Below are 17,459 nucleotides of genomic sequence, written 5' to 3' on the forward strand. Positions count from 1 at the left end.
AAATTAAAAGTTAACATTTAAACCGAATGTAACAGATTTTGAAATCGGAATATCTGCGTTACTAGAACTGTTCACACCTGCTTCAGGATCGATTGGCAAGTTATCGTCATAGATTTTGGTCCAAAGGTTAGTACCACGAACATAAACGTTAGCTCTTGTCAGACCAACCTTCTGTACCCACTCGTTTTTCAAATCATATCCGAGCGTTACGTTTCTTAGGCGAAGGTAGTCACCTTTATAAAGGAATCTTGTAGAGAATGCGTTTGAGTTGTTCTGAACGTTGTAGGCGTACTTAGGCACATCGGTGATGTCTCCTTCTTTCTGCCATCTATCAAGGTTCTTGCGGTACTTGTTAGCAAGTGGGTATGAACCATCCTGTAGATAGAACTCCCATCCATCACGTACATAGTTTCCAAAGTTGTAAACTATCAAGGCATCTAGCGTGAATCCTTTGAAAGAGAAGGTATTGTTAAAGCCTCCGAAGAATTTAGGCGTAGCGCTGTTATAAAGTACACGCTCAGCTGCATTGTAATCAGATGTTTTCTCAGTCTTCTCAGCATCCTTCCACCACTGTGGGTTACCCGTTGTCGGATCTACACCTGCCCATTGGCGCACATAGAAACTTCTGTAGTCTTCACCTTCTCTAATCATGAAGGCTCCATCGATGATATCATTGCCATCAGGAAGCTTTGTGATTTCGTTTTTGTTAAAGGCTATATTGAAGTTCGTGTTCCACTTGAAAGCACCGTCGATTGGATGACCACCAATGCTTAATTCAAAACCACTGTTCTTCATCTCACCAATATTCTGTAGGATTGAGTTGAAACCAGAAGTTCTGGATATCTGACGATTTAGCAACAAGTCACTTGTCGTTCTTACATAATAGTCAGCTGTGAAAGTGAATCTCTCACCGAATAAACCAAAGTCTGCACCAACGTTGAAAGGCTTGTTCAACTCCCAAGTAAGGTCGATGTTACCAATGTTGTTGAATGCACCACCAGGCTGCTGGTTGTAGTTTATACCGTAACCGAACAGAGGTCTCCAAGTATAGTTACCTATATCACCGTTACCGTTCACACCATAAGAAGAACGCAGTTTCAATGTAGACAAGATATCAAGATTCTGCAGGAATGCTTCCTCATGCACATTCCAGCTAGCACCTATTGACCAGAAGTTACCATATCTGTTATTAGAACCAAATCTTGAAGAACCATCTCTACGGAAAGTACCGCTCAGGATGTATTTATCTGCATAACTCAGGTTTAAGCTAGACAGAACAGAGGCAAACGTATAGTCACTACCAGAAGCACTTGCAGTGACAGGCGTTGCTGCTACTACAGAAGATGGTAATGCTGTGGTTGGAGGATAACCTGTTGAATAAGCTGACAGGTTATACTGACGTGATTTCTGAGCTTCGTAGCCTATTGTTGCATCTGCTGTAAGCTTCTCTACGCCAGGAACCTGGAAGCGGTAGTTTAACTGGTTTGTTGTAATCCAGTTGAATACACGGGTATAGTAATCGAAACCACCACCAGAAGATGTTCTACCGTCACCATGGAAAGGATTTCTGTAGAGAGATTCTTCAATGTTAAAGTAATCTATACCTACACGGCTAGTGTACTTCAGGTTTTTGATGATGTTGTATTCAGCGCCAATGGAACCGATAACTTTTGTGTTTCTCAGGTCTCTGCTATCGTTCTCAGCCAGGTACAACGGGTTAAATACACTGTTGAAGTTTGTGTTACCGTCACGGCTGATGTTCAATGTTCCGTCCTCATTATAAGGATTTTTTGTAGGGAACAAGAATGCCGTTGCTAACACAGGGTTTGCAAAAGCACCGCCGTTAGATGGCGACTTCTGGTTGATGTTAGAGATGTTGAGGGTATTGAAGAAAGAGATTTTCTCATTTATCTTGTGGTTCAGGTTCAAAGAGCCAGAGATTCTTCTGAAATCTGAAGCGATTACCGGAGCTTCCTGTTCAAATAAGCTACCTGAAATAAAGAACTGAGTTTTCTCATTACCACCTGAAGCAGAAAGGTTATAAGTCTGCTGGTTTCCTCTTCTTGTAACCAAGTCAAACCAATCAGTGTCTACACCTGAACCTTCACCCAAACCTGGCATAAAACCATCAATAGTAGCTTGGTTATAACCTGCGTTCACCAGGCCCTCACGCGTCAAAGCTAACCACTCTTCAGCATTCAGGAATTCACCAGCTTCTGGTCTCTTGGCAATGTCTGTATAACCACGCTCAGTTGAGAAGTTAAACTTTGTTTTCCCAGCCTTACCTCTTTTCGTTGTGATTACGATTACACCGTTTGCACCTCTAGAACCGTAGATTGAAGTAGAAGCAGCATCTTTCAATACTGTCACACTTTCGATATCATTTGGGTTAAGACCCGCAAGCTGGTTAGCTGAAGTGGTTAGTCGGGATACGTCACCAGAGTTAACAATCACACCATCAATTACATAAAGCGGGTTCGAACCAGCGTTGATTGAACCAATACCTCTGATACGGATCTGCTGGTTTGCACCTGGCTGACCAGAACCTGTAACCGACTGTAGGCCAGCAACTTGACCTTGCAACAACTGATCAACAGATGCAACTGGTCTGTCTTCCAATTTAGCAGCACCTACTGTTGTTACAGCCCCCGTTACTTCACTTTTAATTTGGGTACCGTAACCAGTCACTACAACTTCAGCTAATTGCTTATTGTCCAGATCCAAGGATACGTTTACCGTATTGCCAGATCCTACTGCAACTTCTTTTGTAATGTAACCAATATAACGAAATACCAAAGTATTTGCATCTCCTGATACATTAACACTAAAGGTACCATCCCCATTTGTAGCTGTACCGGTAGTGGTACCTTTTACAGCTACAGATACACCAGGTAGAGGTGCTCCGTCCCCTGCCCCTGTAACTTTACCTGTTATTGTCCGACTCTGTGCCGCTACTTGGCCCAAAAGCGCAAACAAAAACAAGAAGTTAAGTAGTAATACTTTCTTCATAAACTACACTTGTTTTGTTAGGTTGTTGAAAATAGATTAGATAATAGAATAGTTTTATCTCCAAATATAGGCATTAAAAACATTTAACAAAACCTTAACAAAGATTCTTCGTAATATTTTTTTCTGCCCTTTAAAAGCCTTCAGACAGCGTTGAAAGCCACAAAATGACGCTTACAACACATTGAAGGCCACATCATTTGATAAAACAGTAGTCTTTGGAAGGAATAACCAATGCATGACCACCTCTCCAGGTGGTCTCTTTTTTTTAGTAAAAAGCTTGCTTCATACGGAAGGTGTTATAACAACAATAGTAGCAACCGTAACAAAAGCTAAACTCCGTATCCGCCGGAGCCCCCGTAGTTGCCTGATTGCGCCATCACGATCGCATGTGCCTGCTGCGCTTCCTTGATATTATACTCAAATGCCAGCCGCTTGTAATTTATCACATCTACAATGGTACCTATAAAACACAGACCGGCTGTGAACAGGTATAGCAGCCCCATCCCTATGTGCCCTAATACAAAACGGTGCACGCCGGCTACTCCAAAAAACCCGATAACAGCAGTAATGAGCACAAGCAACGGTTCACGTCGACGGGATCTGTAAACAGAAACGAACTGCTGCGCTTCGTAGTCCGACATAGCGTTCAGCAGGCCTTGCACATAAGCCATTTCATCGGGCTCAAGCTCAGGCATTAAATTAAATACATTGGCCATAGTTTATAGTTTAGAATGATACAGGTAAAACTTGCGCGATTGCACTAACAGCTCCAACACACGCCAGCACAACATAAGCAGAGCAGGCAAGCCCAGCGGGTGGGCCTCCCAGGAAGACGCCAGGTCGCCTCTGAACAAATAAGCCACACTATGCCCCAGACCACAGCCCGGGCAGCCGCCCTGCCACACCCAACTGATGGGACACATGCTGAACAGATGATTGCCCGCAGGCTCCATCCCAGCCAGCAGCAGCAAGCCAAGCATCCAGGCACCCGCTTCCGGGAGCACACGCCAGGCTGCATAGAAGACTCCATTTCTGTTAATTTCTTGCATTGCCACCATAAGTTATATTTAATATCATGATTGTGCAAGTTATAATACATCCAAATGATAACATCTGCCCATATGTCTGTCGTATGACTAGGAAGAATCTAAATAGAGAACAGTATGGAATGCAACGTAGGATTGACTGAACAGAAAGTGCGCGTATTGGCAGGACTTGCCATTATCGGAGTGGGTGCATACTATAATATAAAGGCATTGTCAGCTATCGGGGTTATACCTATTGTTACGGGCATGCTGCGCTATTGCCCCGTCAACCAGGCAATCGGCTACAATGGCTGCACCGGGGAGCAACACCGTGTTAAAAGCGCTGTACTTTAATTATATGTGAAAGCGGCTATACAGAAGCTTGGATTTTGCGTACCTATAGCGCTATGAGAAAGATCATCCTGTACATCGCTGCCAGCACCGACGGGTTTATTGCCCGGCCCGACGGAAACATCGACTGGCTACACGATAAGAAGTACAACATACCTGACGAAGACTTCGGCTACACGGCCTTCCTGCAAACAATTGATACCACCCTGATGGGGCGTAAGACTTACCAGCAGGTCATGGGCTTCGACATGCCTTTCCCCTACCCTGACCTGAAAAACTATGTCTTCAGCCGCTCCGAACAGCAGGACACGGAGCATGTTTCCTTTGTGAAAGACGAGGTGGTAGACTTTATAGAAAAGCTAAAGGAGCAGCCCGGTAAAGACATCTGGCTCATTGGCGGCGGACAGCTGAACGCCACCGTGCTTAATGCAGGCCTACTGGACGAAATCATCCTGACATACATTCCGATTGTCCTGGGTAAAGGGATTCCGCTGTTTTCAGAAGAGACTGCAGAGCACAAGCTGAAGCTGATTCCCACGGAGAACAAACTTTACCGAAACGGCTTTCTGCAGGTGAGGTATAGCTGCTGAGGCAGCTGAAAACAATAAGCCTCATGCTGCATTTGGCAACAGGAGGCTTGTTGTCTTTAGGTGCTAATATCTAGGGCTTTAATTGCTTGCGATTACTTTTCAGGAGTCTCCTGATCAGGCTTTATTTGAGCCTGCTCTTTTAAATCTTCCTCCTTCTGGTGCTCACGCTCAATTCTTTCATCGTCCATTAGCCCCTGGCTAACAGTGTCAGTAAACTGTCTGGAAAAGCCGAAGCTCTCATCAACAGTTGTCACATCATAATTTCCAGTATTAAAAAATAATCCTGAAAGGTAGCTTCTTCTATGGCGTCTCATCTCACACTCCTTTCTGTTAAATAACGGCTGCTCCGCTATGTATTAATAAATAGTTTATACTATGTTATACGTATATCGTGCAATAATAGACTGGATTTATACCTAAATCCTCCGCATAAAAGAAGCCTGCCAGACAGAAATATCAGGCAGGCTTCGCAAGCAGGATATACTGCTAAACTATTTTTTCTTTTTAGCCTTGCTTTTCGCTTTTTTCGATTTGGCGGCTTTTATTTTTGACTCCGTCTCCTCTGCCTCCTTCATGAGGGCCTTCCAGTCAAACTTGGCCTCGGCGCTGAAGTCGATGGTTGCGTCGCGGTCTTCAGGGTCGAGCTGCAGTACTTTAATGTCTTTGGTCAGATAGGTTTGTATTTCGTCGAGCATCGGCTTTTCTTCGGCACTGCAGAAGGACACAGCTATACCTTTGGCCATACCCCGGCCTGTGCGCCCCACACGGTGCACGTAGTTTTCGGGCTGCTCCGGCAGGTCATAGTTCACCACATAGTCTACGCTCGGGATGTCGATGCCGCGTGCGCTCACATCCGTGGCGATTAACAGCTTCACCTCCCCTTTCTTAAACTTCTTCAGGGCTTCCAGGCGATCTTTCTGCTCTTTGCCGCCGTGAATGCTCATCGCAGCGATGTCTACGCGCTCCATGGCAGCCACTACACGCTCGGCCCGCACCTGTGTGCGCACAAAGGCGAGTATCTTCTTATCAGGGTTCTCTTTCACAACCCGCTCCAGGAAGAACCGCTTCTCATCCATCTCCACGTACATCACGGAGTGGTCCACGTTCTTTGCAACCGGATCTTTCGGAGAAATCTGAATGCGCACTGGCTTGTTCACAAGCGAATAGGCCAACTCTTTGATCTTTTCGTTGATAGTGGCCGAGAAGAACAGGGTCTGCCGCTTGCGTGGCAGCTTGGCGATAAGCTGGCGGATGTCGTGGATGAAACCGAGGTCGAGCATGTGGTCAGCTTCGTCCAGCACGAGTGTCTCCACACGCTCCAGCCGGATGTAACCCTGGCTCACGAGGTCGAACAGGCGACCTGGTGTTGCTACCAGGATGTCTATACCTGCCTCCAGTTTGGCGATCTGCGGTCCCTGCTCCACACCACCGAAAACACAGAAGGTCTTGACGCGGGTATGGCGACCGAGCTCTTCAAACACCTCAGTGATCTGCAAAGCCAGTTCACGGGTAGGCACCATCACCACACACTTGATGCCGTCGGAGCGGCGGCGGTTGATCTGATACTGCAGTTTATCCAACACAGGTATAGCAAAGGCAGCCGTCTTTCCGGTACCTGTCTGGGCAATCGCCAGCACATCCTCCCCTTTCATGATCGGAGGGATTGCTTTGAACTGGATATCGGTTGGCTTCCGGAAACCTAGCTTACTCAGGCTTTTTTTGATCTCGTCGGATATGCGGTAGTCTTCGAACTTCATGATAATACTTTGCTGATTGGCTACTGGTCTTTACGTAAGGCCGCAGCGAATTGCAAAGGTACAGCTTCTTTTTCTGATTCGCCTAAGGTATAACACCACCCAGCACCCCTACTTGCTGCTCCGGCCCCAGTTCTTCCTTCATAATGCCATTCAGCTCCTGCAGGGCCTTGGCACAGTCGCCCCGGTAGGAAGAGCCATGCATTATGGCCAGCGTTGCAGGCTTCAGGTCGGCCAGCTCTTGCAGCATACCTTTGGTTTTGTGAGTGTAGGGCATGTAGTCAGGCAGCGGCGACGACTGGCCTGCCCGAAGCGAGGCACGCACTTCAGCTAATATATCACGGTCAGTGAGGGCGGTGCCGTTGCCATCCTGATGAAAAAGATCGGAACAGAAAAGCGTCTTGCTCTTTTCCTCGAACAGCACGCCGGCATCCCAGCCATGCGGCAGGTGTGGCGTCGGTATAAACCGATAGCTATACTTGCCTGTCTCCAGCGCATCGGCTCTGCTCAACCCTCTGGCCGGGCGTATGGCAAAGTCCCCCATGTTCACCATCGCTCCAATCTCGCTGCAGACAGCCTGTGCATGCGGCGCCACTTCCAGCCAATCGTTAAGCGAACCACATTCGTCCACTTCAAAATGGCTAAAGCCCACCCAACGCAGCTTGTCCAGCTCGATCAAACTGGAAACGGCCTCTTTCAGCATCGGAAACATCATACGCATCCCTGCATGATAAAGCATTGGCTCATCGTCTTTAATAAGAAAATGATTGAATTGCATATTATATTCTGCCACATACACCCCAATACGGTATACATCAGGGGCAATTTCGTGAATAGAGACCATGGCGTCTGCAATTTGAGATTACATAAATCAAAAGAAGGCTATACCTGTACTTATACGATACCACAGCATTTACCGCCTACAAGCCACATCAAAATTCTAAGTAAAATAAACTTTTATGATAGTATTACTATTATTAAAGAAAGTTGTTATAACTTTGCGTATACCAATCTCGAATAATGAGCAGCTGCAACAGGAACAACAGCATCAAAAAACGGGAACGGACACCTTATACAGGCGTAGTCTTAAACAGTCAATAGCACATGAACACGACCAGCATTAAAATAAACCTGAACCACAAGGCTTTCATGCGTGATCCGGAGAACACCGAATTGGGGCGCCGCATCATCAAAGAGAGCATACGCCTGATTGATGAACTGGGCTTTGAGCAGTTCACATTCCGGAAGCTGGCAAATGTAATTGGGTCTACGGAGGCTTCCATATACCGCTATTTTGAGAACAAGCACAAACTGCTGGTATACCTGGTGTCGTGGCACTGGGCCTGGCTCGACCACTTTGTACTGTTCCACACCAACAACATAACTGACCCGCGGGAACGCCTGAACCGGGCCATAGACGTGATCACATCCTCCGGCATTGACAATCCTGCTACGCAGCACATCAACGAAAGCGCCCTGTACAGGATTGTGATAGTGGAGGCCTCCAAGGTATACCTGACCAAGGAAGTAGACGATGATAACAAGGACGGTTATTTCCTGGAGTACAAGCGCCTGTGCCACCACATAGCCGAGATGGTGCTCGACATAAACCCCGGCTACCCTTACCCGCATGCCCTCATCAGCACGATCATGGAGGCAGCCCACCAGCAGGTGTTCTTTGCCGAGCACCTGCCTTCGCTCACCGAGATCAAAGGCACAAAGCGCTCCCCCGAAGAAACGGCCACTTTTTTAAAACATCTGGTATTTGCGGCAGTTGACCAGAAAAGATAAAGCAGACACATGAGTAAAGCATATAAACACAAACCTCTTTACACGCCGATGCAGCGTTTCTGGCAGCTCCTTGCCGCTGAGAAACGTGAGATCGTGTACCTGTACATCTACGCGATCGTGGCGGGTCTTATCAGCCTTTCGCTGCCGCTGGGTATTCAGAGCATCATCGCTTTTATCTCGAGTGGGCAGATCACGGTTTCGGTGGTGGTACTGATCACCCTTATCGTGCTGGGCCTGCTTATTGTGGGTGGTATGCAAATTATGCAGCTGTGGCTGGTGGAGTACATACAGCAGCGCATTTTTGCACGCACAGCTTTCGACTTTGCCTTTCGGGTACCGCGCCTGCAGTCGGAGGCGCTGCACCGCTACTATCCGCCTGAGCTGATGAACCGCTTCTTCGACACTATTTCGTTGCAGAAATCGATGGCCAAGCTGCTGACTGACTTTACCACGTCTGCCATACAGATCGTCTTCGGCCTGATTCTGCTATCGTTCTACCACCCCTACTTCATCGTATTCGGCATGATCCTGGTCATCGTGCTGATTGGCATCCTGTATTTCACGAGTCCCCGCGGCATCGACACCAGCATCACCGAGTCGAAGTACAAATACAAGCTGGTCGCCTGGCTGCAGGAGATGGCCCGTTCTATGAATACTTTTAAGCTGGCCGGTCAGTCTGATCTGCCCACCGAGAAAACCAATGGATTTGTCACCAGCTACCTGAAAGCGCGCAAACAACACTTTCGGGTACTGATGACGCAGTATTTCAGCTTTGTAGGCTTCAAAACCGTGATTACAGGAGGCCTGTTGGTGCTGGGTGCTATCCTCGTGATTCAGCGGGAAATCAACATCGGGCAGTTTGTGGCTTCCGAGATCGTCATCATCCTTATCATGTCGGCGGTGGAGAAGATCATCATCAAACTCGATACGATCTATGACATGCTTACCAGCCTTGACAAATTGGGGCAGGTTACTGATATGCCGCTGGAAGAAGAACGCGGCGTGCCTATGCCAAGCAAGGGGCATGGACTGTCAATACAGGTAAAGAACCTGCGCTACCAGTACCCGAACGTGGAAGAGTATGCGATCAACGGCATTTCCTTCGATGTACTGGCCTCAGAGCGGATATGCATTGCGGGCTTTAACCGGTCGGGCAAGTCGACGCTCAGCCAGCTGCTGCTCGGACTGTACGAGAACTATGAAGGCAGCATCGCCTACAACAACCTCTCAATGCGCGACCTAGACAAGAATAGCATGCGCCGCCTGATCGGTGACAACACCTCCAAGGAGCAGGTGTTTGACGGCACCATTCTGGAGAACATCACGCTCGGTATACCGAACGTACCGATCGAAGATGTGATCTGGGCGACTGACAATGTAGGCCTCACCGAATTTATACATGAACTGCCTGACGGCCTGCAAACCGAACTGACCGGTGGCAGCATTCGTCTGCCGGCCAGTGTGTCGCGCAAGATCATTATGGCCCGCTGCCTGGTGCTGCGCCCTAAAATGCTTCTTCTGGATGACTTCTGGGGAGGTATGGAAAAGCACGAGAAGCTACGCCTGATCCAGATGCTCTCGTCGCAGGAGTTCAGCTGGACGCTTCTTATCATCTCCAACGATCCGGAAGTGATGGCCATTTGTGACCGCACGCTGCTCCTGAAAGGTGGACAACTCGTGGCAAACGGCAATTTTGAAGAGATCCGCCACAGCACACCCTATCAGCAACTGGCCAACCTGACTGTATAACCATGAAAGAGAAAGATCCTTATACCCCATCGCGGGAGCACAGGGCCATGCAGGCAATGGACATGGTGCGCACACCGAAGCTCGGGCGTACGCTGGCTTACTGGATCATTGGTATTGTGCTTTCCCTGATCCTGATCCTGTTTTTGCCGTGGACACAGAATATTTCGTCACGCGGCACACTCACTGCCCTGAACCCGGAAGACCGGCCACAGACCGTGCAAAGCACCATAGCTGGTCGCATTGAGCGCTGGCATGTGCAGGAGGGCCAGCTGGTGCAGAAAGGCGACACGATCGTTAGTTTGTCGGAGGTGAAAGAAAAGTTCTTCGACCCGCAGCTGCTCGACCGTCTGGATGAACAGGTGCAGGCTAAGGAAGGAGCTGCCACAGCTACAAGAGCCAAGTCCGAGGCGCTGCAGGACCAGATACAGGCGTTGCGCGAGGGCTTGCAGTTCAGCCTGGCCAAAGGTCGCAACAAAATAGCCCAGACACGCCTGAAGGTGCAGAGTGACAGTGCAGACCTGGTAGCGCAGCGTGTAGAAGTAGAAATAGCCCGCAACCAGTACGAGCGACAGGAAGAGCTGTACAGGCAAGGCCTGAAGTCGCTGACCGAACTGGAGGCCCGCCGCCTGAAACTACAGGAAGCGGAAGCTAAGCTCATCGCCAACGAAAATAAACTGGGCAGCTCCCGTGCCGAACTGCAGAACGCCTATACCGAGCTCAACTCGCTGCAGGCGGAGTATGCCGATAAACTCGCCAAAGCCGAATCGGAGCTTAATTCAAACCAGGCCTACCTCTACAGCACGATCGGCGATGTGTCGAAGTTGCGGAGCGAGTATAGCAGTACGCTGGTGCGCAGCACCTTTTACCAGGTGGTAGCGCCCCAAACGGGTTACCTGGTGCGGACACTTCGCGCAGGTATAGGCGAAACCATCAAAGAAGGAGAAGCCATTGCCACTATTATGCCCGAGGACCCACGCCTGGCCGTGGAGCTATACGTACAACCCATGGACCTGCCCCTGCTCTACCGCGGTGCTCCGGTACGCCTGCAGTTCGATGGCTGGCCGGCACTCGTATTCTCGGGTTGGCCAAACCTGGGCTTCGGTACGTTTGGCGGCAAAGTGGCCGTGATCGACAATACCGCTACCAATGGTCTGTACCGTATGCTGGTGGTGCAGGACCCGGAGCAGGAAGAATGGCCCGAAGCAATTCGCATTGGCTCAGGCGTGCAGGGCTGGGCCATGCTGAACACAGTACCGATCTGGTACGAACTGTGGCGCCAGCTCAACGGCTTCCCGCCAGACTATACGGGCACACTGCCTGTAGACGGTGCCAATACCCAGACCAAAGAAGAGAAATAAGTACATGAGGAGATATCACCTTTTAGTCTTTTCGCTGTTGCTGCTTTGCCTGGCAGGTATAGCCCGACCGGGCATAGCCCAGTCGGCTGACTCGGTGCGGGTACTGACCATGCATGCGCTCTACGAGCAGGTGCTGGCGCATCACCCGCTGACGGCTCAGGCAGCGCTGCTTGCCCGCCAGGCGGACCAGGAGTTGCGCATGGCCCGTGGCGGCTTCGACCCTGTGTTGAGCAGCAAGTATGGCGAAAAGCAGTTTTCGGACAAGGAGTACTATACCTACTGGAACAACAGCCTGCGGGTGCCGCTCTGGTTTGGTCCGCAATTGCTGGCGGGCTACGAGCGCAACAGCGGCCCCTACCTGAATCCTGAAAAATATACCCCTTCGAACGGGCTTAGCTACGCAGGCATAGCCATACCACTGGGCCAGGGCTTGTTCATGGACGAGCGCCGCTCCATTGTGCGGCAGGCGCAACTGCTGCCCCAGATGGCCGAAGCCGACCGCCTCAAGCTGGTAAACAAACTGCTGCTCGATGTGGCGAAGGATTACTGGGACTGGCTCTATTATTATAATGAGGTACAGGTATACCGGGAGGCCCTGGAGCTAGCCGAAGTCCGCACCCGGGCCGTGAACGAACGTGCCCGCCAGGGTGACCTGGCCGCAATCGACACCGTAGAGGCACGCACCGAGGCGCTCAACCGCCGGGTACTATTGAGCGCCGCCCTGCAGCAGTACAACAACAGCAAGCTGCGGGTGGAGATGCACCTGTGGGACGAAGGCAATCAGCCGCTGGAGCTTGCCGCCAATGCCGTACCGTCTGCTGCTGGCACCGAGCTTGATCCCCTCAGTCCTGAAGACCTGCAGGAGCTGGTAGCACTGGCCAAGGTCAATCACCCCGATATTGTTAAACTCGACCTGAAGGGACAGCAGCTGGAAGTAGAGCGCCGCTTCGCCGCCGATAAGCTCAAGCCAAAGCTGGATGTAGAGTACAACCTGTTGCAGAGCGATTTTTTCATGAACGGCGAAGCTTTTCAGGCTCCTTATATGCGCAACAACTACAAAGTGGGCATCAGCTTCAGCCAACCGCTGTTTTTGCGGCAGGAACGGGGCAAACTGCAGCTCACCAAAATCAAGCAGCAGGAAGTAGGCTTTCAGCAGTCATTTACCTTGCGCGCCATCGAGAACGCGGTGCAGATGGTGTACAATGAATGGCTCGCACTGGAAGAGCAGATTGCGCTGCAGGAGCAGATGGTGACGAATGCCCGCATCCTGCAGGAAGGCGAGATCATCAAATTCAGAAGCGGCGAAAGCTCTCTTTTCCTGATAAACGCCCGTGAGCAGAAGCTACTGGAGTCGCAGATCAAGCTTTACGACCTGCGCAGCAAATATGCCAAAATCAAAGCCCAACTCTACTGGTCAGCTGGTAACATGCAGCAGGAATAAGCCACAATTCTAAAAATTATAGCAAGCACCTGTGGATAAGTGTGAGTTATCAACAAAGTTGCTAACATATTTAGTCACCTTCTAAAAAAGTTAGTTTAAGAAGTTTGTTATGGAGTTAAAGGGGAGGCAGCGGGGCTATTCCTGCAAATGGCTTAATGGTGATTGTTGAATTGCTGATGGTTGAAGGTTAAATTGTTAATTGTTAGCTGCTGATTGTTGGGTGCACGATTAACCCACCCCTGCCCAAAGAGGCAGCGCCGTTAAATACTAGAAATTATCGCTATATTTTGGCATAACATGTACACATAGCGACAACCATATTCATCATTGGAAGACAGAGTTGCATCATGCCCTACTTCCTAAACTCTCACAGCCTTCCTGCTATTGCAACCTGTTCCTTGTGTACGCTTTTCTGCCCGTCCAGATCAAACAGTTCAATGTAGAGCAGGTAGTAACCAATGGCGGCTTTGGTGCCATCCTGCCGGGTGCCGTCCCAGCGGAAGAAACCATTGACTGCGAGCAGCTCGTTGCGTACCAGCTTGCGTATCTCCCGACCCTGTGCGTCAAAGACGGTGATGTTGGCCACAAAGCCGGTTTGATCAGTGCTGTAGTTGATGGTGGTGAAATCTTCATAACCGTCGCCATCCGGGGAGAAGACCTTCGGCTCAATCGTGAACATGCGCTGTGCCGCTATACCTGCCTGTGACTGCGAATTGAGGTAGCCGGGCGTAGCGCCTAGCGAAGTGGCAGCTGAATGAAAGTTGTCTGCCGAGGTCGGGCCATCCAGCCGGATGCGTTCCAGTGAGATGCCGTTGCGGTCGTCGATCAGGCCAAAGTGCATGCGCTCGCTGTAGTCGAAGCGGTCGGCAATGCGGTTGTCGGGCTGCAGCACAGCCACTGCACCAGCCGCATCGGGGTATGATGGCAGAGAGGCTATTCTTAAAAAAGTCTCTTCGCGGGCAGCGGGATAGTTATTTTTAATGTTCTCCGGATTGGTGGTGAACACTACGTAAGCACTCGGCTCCAGCACATAATTGGCTGTCGTGATCACCCGCCTATTGGCTATACTGTCGTTGCTAACATTAGCCAGCTGCCAGTTTTGCAGGTTGATGAATTTATCGCTGCGATTGACGAGCTCTACGAAGTCGACACCACCGGGTCTGGGGTTGAACAGCACCTCGTTGATCACCACATCGCCGGGCTCAGGTGCGGAGGGCAAAGCAAAGGTAGCCGTGAGCGGCTGTGAATTCAGGTTACCGGCACAGTCGCGTATACCTGTGGCGGTCAAGGTATACAGTTGCCGCTCCTGCAATGGGCTAGCCAGCTGCAGCACCACCTCCTCAAACAGCGGCGAAGCAACCTGAACGGCGGCTATACCTATACCTGCCGGACTCAAGGTATAGCGGTTCTTATCTGCGACCTGTGCACTATCGAGGCGCTCACTGAAGCGAAGCAATAGGCGGTCCGGTGCGAGTGCGGTTACATTTAATAGTGTTGGCGGTGTATTGTCAGGTATAGAAGCCGCCACAGAGTTGGGCTGGGCAGGTGTGCCGCCACGAGAGTCGTTGGAGGCAATCCAGTTATCGGCGCCGGCGCAGGGATTGGTCACATCGATCATCTCCAGACTCCAGCCGCCGTTGCGCTTGGCATTGTCGCGGTACCAGGTGTCGCTGTAGTTCACAGCATAGATCAGACGACCATTGGGCTGGCGCAGTTGCAGCAGCTCGCCGGTGTTGTTCAGGCTCGGAAAATTGCTGATACCGATCACTCGACCAAACTGAGTAAAATTGGCCACCTGCACATTCGGCACCACTACCGCATACTCTCCGGGCTGCAGGAGCACGTTGGGCAGTGTGGTAGTAGAAGTGGCATCGGAGTAGCGTATACCTTGCAGGGTGAGCACCTTATCGGTGGGGTTGTGCAGCTCGATGTACTCCACGGCAGGCAAGCCGATGGCTGGTGTTTCGCGGGCCATGATTTCGGTAATCAACAACTCATTATACCCGGGCAGCACAGGCGGCAGCGCATACTGGAAAGTCAGCTCTACCGGGCTCGACAAGGTATTCCCATACAGGTCGGCTATACCTGCCACAGCTATCGTGTTCGCCCCATTCCGTAGCGATTGCGCAAATGTGAGCAGCACGGTACCACTTTCGGTAAGTTCAGCTGAAGTCGGTTTGGCGCTACCATTCAAGGTATAGTTTGCTGTGTTTTGGGCAGCGGCAGGATTGAGCGGCTCATTGAAACGCAACTCCAGCGACTGCGTGCTCAGTGGCTGAGCGCTTTCCAACACGGGCGGGTTTGTATCGGTGATTCGAAAATCATCAAAATAAAAGCGCTGACTGTTGGCTGAGCTATACCTGACCAGCACCCCAAAGTAGGCGGAACGCCTGTGTGTAGCATCTGTTACCGAGCCTTGGTTTCTATAGCTTTGGCCTGTTCCGGTCACGTCTATTTCCAACTGCCAGGTATAGTCGAGACTCCGCGTCACCCGCACCCGCACGATATTATTAGAAGTTGCCACAGTTTTATCTTCGCCATTAATGATGATGACTGGTGGTTTACCGGCATCCTTCCGGAAGAGGCTCACTTCGTCGGGCGTGCCCCCAATGCGCACGAAATAGCCGTTTACATCAGCGGCCTTCAGCTCTTCTTTGTCTGAGACCAGGAAGATGTCGGCATAATTGCTGGCAGAAGTGGCCAGGCGCAGGTTGGCCCAAAACTCCCAAGTCGTACCTACTGCCGCCTGAGATGGAGTAGCCAGGTATAGCATAGTGCCCGTCACCGCCGGCCCGCTGCTTTGCAATTGGTTCTGGGGGTTCACGACAAAGCCGCCTACATCACCTGTCCAGGTGGGATTATGGGTGAAGTTGCCATCCGAGAAGTCATCCTGAAGCTGGGCAGCGCTAAGGTTTGGGAGCAGAAGGAAAAGGCCTCCAGCTAGCACATTTTGAGCAATCACTGACCTGATCGCACGGAAAATGAAGTGGCTTATACCTACAACCAGCATCAGCATCCATTTTGCCCTGCTGAGGGAAGCTTGGTTAATAGTCTGGCAAACGATGCAACTTTCGGTTATCTGGTCCACCACCAGCTCTTCATTCAAGAGTGAAAACCTGGATTCTGTATTTACAAATGCTTGGCGTAAAGTTTGTTTCATGTGCAGATATTGTGGTGAAAACTTACGAACTTCGCAGCCGCAAAAGGAACAGCAAAGGCAAACACAGAGACACTCACAGGTCTTCGAAGACGCAGTGAGGTCAGGAAACCGGCCACTTTTGAAAGATTTAGAACTTTTACGCGACTCAGATAAGTTAGTTAGAGGAACTTAACACATTAAACATATACCCTAAACAATGAAAGTAGCAGTAGTAGGCGCCACCGGATTGGTAGGCGGCGAGATTTTGAAAGTACTGGCGGAGCGCGACTTCCCGGTAACAGAATTATTGTTGGTTGCTTCTGAAAGATCTGTTGGTAAACAGATGGCGTTTAAGGGTAAACAGATAAAGGTGATCGGGATGCAGGACGCGATCGCGGCTGCCCCGCAAATTGCGATTTTCTCAGCCGGCGGCAGCACCTCTACCGAGTGGGCCCCGAAATTTTCCGAAGCAGGCACGGTGGTAGTGGACAACTCTTCGGCCTGGCGCATGGACCCTGGCAAGAAGCTGGTAGTGCCCGAGATCAATGCCAAAGAACTAACGAAAGAAGATAAGATTATTGCCAACCCGAATTGCTCTACCATCCAGATGGTGGTAGCCCTGAACAAACTGCATGAAGAGCTGAAGGCGAAGCGCATTGTCGTGAGCACCTACCAGTCAGTGACAGGTACTGGCGTGAAGGCGGTGGAGCAGCTCATGAACGAGCGTGAAGGCAAAGAAGGTGAGAAAGCCTACCCGTATACCATCGACCTGAACGTGCTCCCGCACATCGACGTGTTCCAGGACAACGGCTATACCAAAGAGGAGATGAAAATGATCCTCGAAACGAAGAAGATTATGGGCGACGACTCCATCCGCGTAACGGCCACAGCGGTGCGTATACCTGTGATGGGTGGTCACTCCGAGTCGGTGAATGTGGAGTTTGAGAAGGACTTTACACTCGACGAGGTATACCGCATCCTGAACGAGACAGAAGGTGTGAAAGTAGTAGACGACGTGAAAAACCTGCAGTACCCGATGCCAAAGGATGCCCACGGCAAAGACGAAGTACTGGTAGGCCGTGTTCGTTTAGACGAAACGCAGCCGCGCACGCTGAACATGTGGATCGTGGCCGATAACCTGCGCAAAGGCGCTGCGACCAATGCCGTGCAGATTGCGGAGTACCTGGTGAAGCAGGGCTTGGTGTAATTAACAGAGAGCCTGTAGTATATACTGAGAAAATAAAAATAGGGA

Annotated in this window: 14 protein-coding genes; 7 read left to right on the forward strand and 7 right to left on the reverse strand. The window is 50.3% G+C overall.

All coding sequences use genetic code 11. The features are described from left to right. Window positions 1–3: 3 nt before the first annotated feature. The 3 genes from AC5FXQ_RS10310 to AC5FXQ_RS10320 form a co-directional block, all read right to left on the reverse strand. Window positions 4–3,009 (reverse strand): SusC/RagA family TonB-linked outer membrane protein, encoded by a 3,006-nt coding sequence (locus tag AC5FXQ_RS10310; RefSeq protein ID WP_493602354.1) that lies wholly within the window; start codon window positions 3,007–3,009, stop codon window positions 4–6. Between the two features lie 329 nt (window positions 3,010–3,338). Continuing rightward, window positions 3,339–3,725, reverse strand: a complete 387-nt coding sequence (locus AC5FXQ_RS10315; protein ID WP_007653518.1) for a TM2 domain-containing protein — start codon at window positions 3,723–3,725, stop codon at window positions 3,339–3,341. Window positions 3,726–3,728: 3 nt separating this feature from the next. Next, on the reverse strand, window positions 3,729–4,058 hold the full coding sequence (locus AC5FXQ_RS10320) for a DUF2752 domain-containing protein (protein ID WP_493602355.1): 330 nt from the start codon (window positions 4,056–4,058) through the stop codon (window positions 3,729–3,731). Window positions 4,059–4,172: 114 nt separating this feature from the next. On the opposite strand from AC5FXQ_RS10320, the gene AC5FXQ_RS10325 reads away from it, so the two are divergent. Both AC5FXQ_RS10325 and AC5FXQ_RS10330 read left to right on the forward strand, forming a co-directional pair. After that, a complete protein-coding gene (locus tag AC5FXQ_RS10325) occupies window positions 4,173–4,388 on the forward strand; it encodes a YgaP family membrane protein (RefSeq protein WP_196120093.1) in 216 nt (71 codons plus the stop codon). A gap of 53 nt (window positions 4,389–4,441) precedes the next feature. Further along, on the forward strand, window positions 4,442–4,975 hold the full coding sequence (locus tag AC5FXQ_RS10330; RefSeq protein WP_493602356.1) for a dihydrofolate reductase family protein: 534 nt from the start codon (window positions 4,442–4,444) through the stop codon (window positions 4,973–4,975). A gap of 92 nt (window positions 4,976–5,067) precedes the next feature. Here the strand turns inward: AC5FXQ_RS10330 and AC5FXQ_RS10335 are convergent, their stop codons facing one another. The 3 genes from AC5FXQ_RS10335 to AC5FXQ_RS10345 form a co-directional block, all read right to left on the reverse strand. Further along, window positions 5,068–5,289, reverse strand: coding sequence for a hypothetical protein (locus AC5FXQ_RS10335; RefSeq protein WP_493602357.1), 222 nt, complete (start codon window positions 5,287–5,289; stop codon window positions 5,068–5,070). 177 nt (window positions 5,290–5,466) lie between these two features. Further along, window positions 5,467–6,732, reverse strand: a complete 1,266-nt coding sequence (locus AC5FXQ_RS10340; RefSeq protein WP_493602358.1) for a DEAD/DEAH box helicase — start codon at window positions 6,730–6,732, stop codon at window positions 5,467–5,469. An 82-nt stretch (window positions 6,733–6,814) separates the two neighbouring features. Beyond that, the gene (locus tag AC5FXQ_RS10345; RefSeq protein ID WP_493602359.1) at window positions 6,815–7,573 is read right to left on the reverse strand and encodes an oxygen-binding di-iron domain-containing protein; all 759 of its coding nucleotides are present in this window, start codon (window positions 7,571–7,573) and stop codon (window positions 6,815–6,817) included. 260 nt (window positions 7,574–7,833) lie between these two features. On the opposite strand from AC5FXQ_RS10345, the gene AC5FXQ_RS10350 reads away from it, so the two are divergent. The 4 genes from AC5FXQ_RS10350 to AC5FXQ_RS10365 are packed head-to-tail and all read left to right on the forward strand — an operon-like array spanning window position 7,834 to window position 13,068. Then, the gene (locus AC5FXQ_RS10350) at window positions 7,834–8,520 is read left to right on the forward strand and encodes a TetR/AcrR family transcriptional regulator (RefSeq protein ID WP_493602360.1); all 687 of its coding nucleotides are present in this window, start codon (window positions 7,834–7,836) and stop codon (window positions 8,518–8,520) included. 9 nt (window positions 8,521–8,529) lie between these two features. After that, a complete protein-coding gene (locus AC5FXQ_RS10355) occupies window positions 8,530–10,269 on the forward strand; it encodes a peptidase domain-containing ABC transporter (RefSeq protein ID WP_493602361.1) in 1,740 nt (579 codons plus the stop codon). Window positions 10,270–10,271: 2 nt separating this feature from the next. Beyond that, window positions 10,272–11,627, forward strand: coding sequence for an HlyD family secretion protein (locus AC5FXQ_RS10360; protein ID WP_493602362.1), 1,356 nt, complete (start codon window positions 10,272–10,274; stop codon window positions 11,625–11,627). Between the two features lie 4 nt (window positions 11,628–11,631). Further along, window positions 11,632–13,068, forward strand: coding sequence for a TolC family protein (locus AC5FXQ_RS10365; protein ID WP_493602363.1), 1,437 nt, complete (start codon window positions 11,632–11,634; stop codon window positions 13,066–13,068). A 367-nt stretch (window positions 13,069–13,435) separates the two neighbouring features. On the opposite strand, the gene AC5FXQ_RS10370 is transcribed toward AC5FXQ_RS10365, so the two are convergent. Continuing rightward, window positions 13,436–16,228, reverse strand: coding sequence for a lamin tail domain-containing protein (locus AC5FXQ_RS10370; RefSeq protein ID WP_493602364.1), 2,793 nt, complete (start codon window positions 16,226–16,228; stop codon window positions 13,436–13,438). A gap of 196 nt (window positions 16,229–16,424) precedes the next feature. Between AC5FXQ_RS10370 and AC5FXQ_RS10375 the strand changes: the two genes are divergently transcribed. Further along, window positions 16,425–17,414 carry an aspartate-semialdehyde dehydrogenase gene (locus tag AC5FXQ_RS10375; RefSeq protein ID WP_493602365.1) on the forward strand — a complete coding sequence of 330 codons (990 nt, stop codon included), beginning with the start codon at window positions 16,425–16,427 and terminating at the stop codon, window positions 17,412–17,414. The last annotated feature ends 45 nt before the right edge of the window (window positions 17,415–17,459 follow it).

It is taken from the genome of Pontibacter sp. LHS1 (genome assembly GCF_058932855.1).